Annotated in this window: 5 protein-coding genes; all 5 read left to right on the top strand. The window is 35.0% G+C overall.

Annotation, left to right across the window (positions count from 1 at the left end; all coding sequences use genetic code 11):
• On the top strand, nt 1-224 hold a 224-nt coding region (locus Q0791_RS24540; RefSeq protein WP_299011891.1), incomplete at its 5' end, for a hypothetical protein.
• A 761-nt stretch (nt 225-985) separates the two neighbouring features.
• Nucleotides 986-1,150, top strand: coding sequence for a hypothetical protein (locus Q0791_RS24535; protein ID WP_299011890.1), 165 nt, complete (start codon nt 986-988; stop codon nt 1,148-1,150).
• A gap of 91 nt (nt 1,151-1,241) precedes the next feature.
• Nucleotides 1,242-1,691 carry a hypothetical protein gene (locus tag Q0791_RS24530; protein ID WP_299011889.1) on the top strand — a complete coding sequence of 150 codons (450 nt, stop codon included), beginning with the start codon at nt 1,242-1,244 and terminating at the stop codon, nt 1,689-1,691.
• Between the two features lie 410 nt (nt 1,692-2,101).
• Nucleotides 2,102-2,539: a hypothetical protein gene (locus Q0791_RS24525; RefSeq protein WP_299011888.1), complete on the top strand. Its 438-nt coding sequence runs from the start codon at nt 2,102-2,104 to the stop codon at nt 2,537-2,539.
• Between the two features lie 963 nt (nt 2,540-3,502).
• Nucleotides 3,503-3,937 (top strand): hypothetical protein, encoded by a 435-nt coding sequence (locus Q0791_RS24520; RefSeq protein WP_299011887.1) that lies wholly within the window; start codon nt 3,503-3,505, stop codon nt 3,935-3,937.
• Nucleotides 3,938-4,078 lie beyond the last annotated feature (141 nt).

The following is a 4,078-nucleotide window of genomic DNA, read 5'->3' as shown; positions in this document are numbered from 1 at the left end:
TCTGTCTCGTTTTCGTACTGACAAGATCAGATCACAGAATGACCAAATGGTTCCTTAGATTTAAGCAACAACGCCGTGGACATGCCTTAATGGGTCGAGCGGATATATCATTTGGTGCTGATGGAGGAGGCATAAATTACTCTGTTGGATCAGGGATCAATTATGGATACGGTATTTTCGGGTTGCTAAATCATACTTGGGAAATTGGAAGAGGTTACTATTAACATGACACTATACATAATCTTTTTTATTTTAACGCTTATAGTGGGTTTCTTAGAAATGAAATATTACCTCGAGTTTGCAGCCAGAGTAGCTACAAAACAAAAAGAAGCAGGGATAAGTAATCATACCTTAAACGAAGCTTATCAAGCTTTTACAAAAGGTAATCATTTATCCCAATACATACTTAAAAAAGAAGACAACTCAGTAAAGAAATTAAGAAGAATTAGGATCATATTACTGCTGATATTTATCATGTTAATCATATTTCATCCCCTATAGGAAGTTCATGGCCCCTATATTGATTTTGTTCCTTCTATAGGTGTTTCAGGTGGACTTTTATATAATGAAACAACCTTTTCAGGAGGAAAAGGAGCCATAACAGAAGGAGCTATGTTTGGAGCTGGCTACCAGTTCTGCACAATTGAGATTCATACATGTTAAAATTAAAAAAAATCATAATAAAAGTAAGCCAATCAACAATATTATTTAAATTAATTCTGGTTATTCCTATTATTGGTTTTATTATCATTGAATCCACCGATGGAAAAATAAACCATATTGTCCGTGAGTTAATTTTCATATCTATGATAGTTTATCTTTTAATCATAACATTAGGATTCATAGGCTTCATACTCAAATTATTTGATAAACGAAATGGATAAATAGATGACACAGAACCAAGCCACCTATAGTTAAACCTATGTTAATTATGGCTGACTTGATAAATCTGTATGTTAATTGTGAGTGGATTTATTAACCCAATTTGGGGATAAGCCAAGCTTTTGCTATTAATATCAACGCCATGGATGAGCAAGGTGTTAGCTTTGATTTTGGGCGTACAGCCATTCTTGATGAGAAACAGGCGCCGCTCTTTGCGGCACTGCCTCCCCTATTATATAACAAAGAGCAGTGGCGAAACTCTTTATAAACAAAGAAGGCCAACTGGGCCGAATTCGCTTAGTAAAAAGAGCGCAGCCTTTGCGAGGATCTTTAATGATCAGATGCATTTTAGAAAGGCAATGTCTGAGTTGAAAAAGTACATAGTCGATTCAGCTAGACAATTTAAAGGAGAAATCACCAATGCAGGTCCGGAAGCATTACAAGGTGGTGTCGGTGCCTACGCTACTCAGCATGTATTAATTTACGGTACGAGTATGGATGGAGGGGTTTTATTTGATGCAAGTGGCAATAGCTGTTTTTATACAAGCACATGCCAAAGGATTGGACTCGGATTAGGCATTGAATGGGGCGGTGTTGGATCCGCTGCAGTTTCTTCAGATCATTTAACCCCAGGAATCACGGAAGTTCATGGCCCCTATATTGATTTTGTTCCTGGTTCTGGCTTATCTGGAGGAATACTTTATAATTCAACCACTTTTTCAGGTGGTAAAGGCGCTTTAGCTGAAGGCGCTATGATAGGAGCGGGTTATCAATTTTGTTCTATTGAGGTACATGCATGCAGCAACTAAAACGACAGTTAATAAAAATAAGTCAGTCAACAATATTAATTAGACTTATTTTCATACTACCTATAATCGGCGGCCTTGTTATTATGTATAGCGATGGTCAATTAACACGTTTAGAGTATTATCTTTTGCTAATCATTAAAATATTTTGCTTTTCAAGCATAATATTTTAATGATAGGTTTTTTTATTAAGTTATGCGATAAAAAATAAACAATAAGTTAAATAACCCTTAATATAACCTAGCATTTTAACACCACTAGGTTATTGCCATCGATACAGCTATCAATACTACTATCAAAGGCTCTTCACCTAGGTTCGCAGGTGGGACTCTTTATAAACAAAGTTCGCTAACGGCGCGATCACGGCAGCGTTTGCAAGGATATTTAATGATCAGATGCATTTTAGAAAGGCAATGTCTGAGTTGAAAAAGTATTTTAATCAAAGCATTGATAATGAATTGAATATGGCAGCTAATACCGTAACAAATACATCCCTATCTAACCTCCCAAACGATCAAGGAATTAAATTTGGAGGATGTGTCGGTATATATGTTGGAATTTGTGCCCAACTCATCATAGTTAATGATGGTATTGTCGTTTCGAGCGGTTCAGGTCGCGTCTATGGCGCTTCCTTAGGACTCAATTATGTGTTAAAAAATGCATCAGCAATAGATGGTACCCTAGCTTGGGAAACGGGTATCTCAATTGGCCCTATAGAAGTGAGTGAGCAATTATTATTTCAACAAAATTCAACTCCTACTTTAGGTGCTGAATTCAGTCCAACAAAAATAGGCATGTCTTATCAACATGTTTTAATGCAATTTTCAACCTATCCAGGAAATTCACATTAATGCTGTATAATCTATTCATTATAGTTTCTGTAAGTTATCTATTAATAACGCCATACTATGAACTAAAACTGAGAGAGGAAGCTAAAATTCATAATAAATCAATAAAAGGGCTATCCTACTTTACATTTGGATTAGTGGCTAAACCAATGCTCAATATTATGTTATTGAAACCTCGTCATATCTCGAAAAACCTAATAAAGTTGGCCATTTTTTATGCCAGTATTCATTATTTGCTGATTATATTATTTGCTTTAACTATTTTACTGTTTTAGAAACAGCTATGGCCCACAAGGTGAGTTTGGCATTCCATTCAAATATCAGTCATTTCAATGGACCGAAGTTTGCCCTAAACCATAAGGGAAAATATTTATGTAGTTTTTATCAATCCCATTTTTAGGGTTAATAACTTTAAGTATATTCACCTCTGTGTTTGTTTATTTTTTTGAACACCGTAAACATAAGCAACCTATCTTACTGAAATTAACCTTAAGCAATTTCATCATTATTTATATTTTAATTGTGAGTTGTACATTTTTGTATGATATTTACTTAACTCAAAAACTAACAACTTTTGAGCTTAATGGGGATGGTTTTTTCCAGGAATGGAAATAACCAATGAGCAAATTCTATACATGGAAAAAGTCCCCCATGATACCGGAAGGAAAATAGCTCCATTAACGGGCCTATTTCTTTCCTTTTTTCAATCTTTCATCTTTTTTATATTTATTTCAATAAGAAAAAATTTACAGCAAGCAGAGATAGAGATATCTAAACACAAGGGAGCGCTTTAATTACGCTATTTTATTGCCAACTGCGCCACATCAGCTTGGTTAAATAAGTGCTGCTTTTGCATGGGTATTTTCAATATCGTAAAATCAGAGGCCGTCATTTTTCAGCCATCAGGGGCGCAGCTCAGCAAAGCTATATTTGTGGCAATTAAATCAGCTTAAAGAGGTAAGAGACATGAATAATAAAGCTTACGCGAAGCAGCAAGCATTTTCTTATTATATATGTATGTTATTTGGTGTCTTTGTTCTTATTACTTTCGGTATTGATTATGTCTTCAATACCGTCCAACTGGATAGCATCGAATTAAAGGCATTACTTTATTGTTTGATATTGTTGGTTTTTTTCTCGAAAAAGTTCTATCGCTATATCATTGAAGGTGCCATTTTCAGTCGACTCTCTATATGCGTCACTTATTTATTATGCTTAGTCACTTTTGCACTTTTCTCTACACATTTTCAATCACAGTCTTCTGAAGAAGTATTTAGTTTTTTATATTATGGCTACCTTGCCTTCATGGCTATGGTGATTGCATTACTGCACCACTATGATACTCGCCATGAAAGAGCTGAGAGTGAAAAAACGAAAATGTTTGACGATGATGATTATTGACTATTCACAGAAAGTGATGAAAAAAAATAATCAGGACTAACCAAGTCACCCATTGTTAAGCAACTTGTATGGATAATAAACCCACATAATTACAAATTATTCCCAGTTTCGGGTAATGTGAGACCCAGGCTTTAGCTGCAA

Source organism: uncultured Shewanella sp. (assembly GCF_947495455.1).
Classification (GTDB): domain Bacteria; phylum Pseudomonadota; class Gammaproteobacteria; order Enterobacterales; family Shewanellaceae; genus Shewanella.
This window is presented reverse-complemented; position numbering and strand designations above follow the sequence as displayed.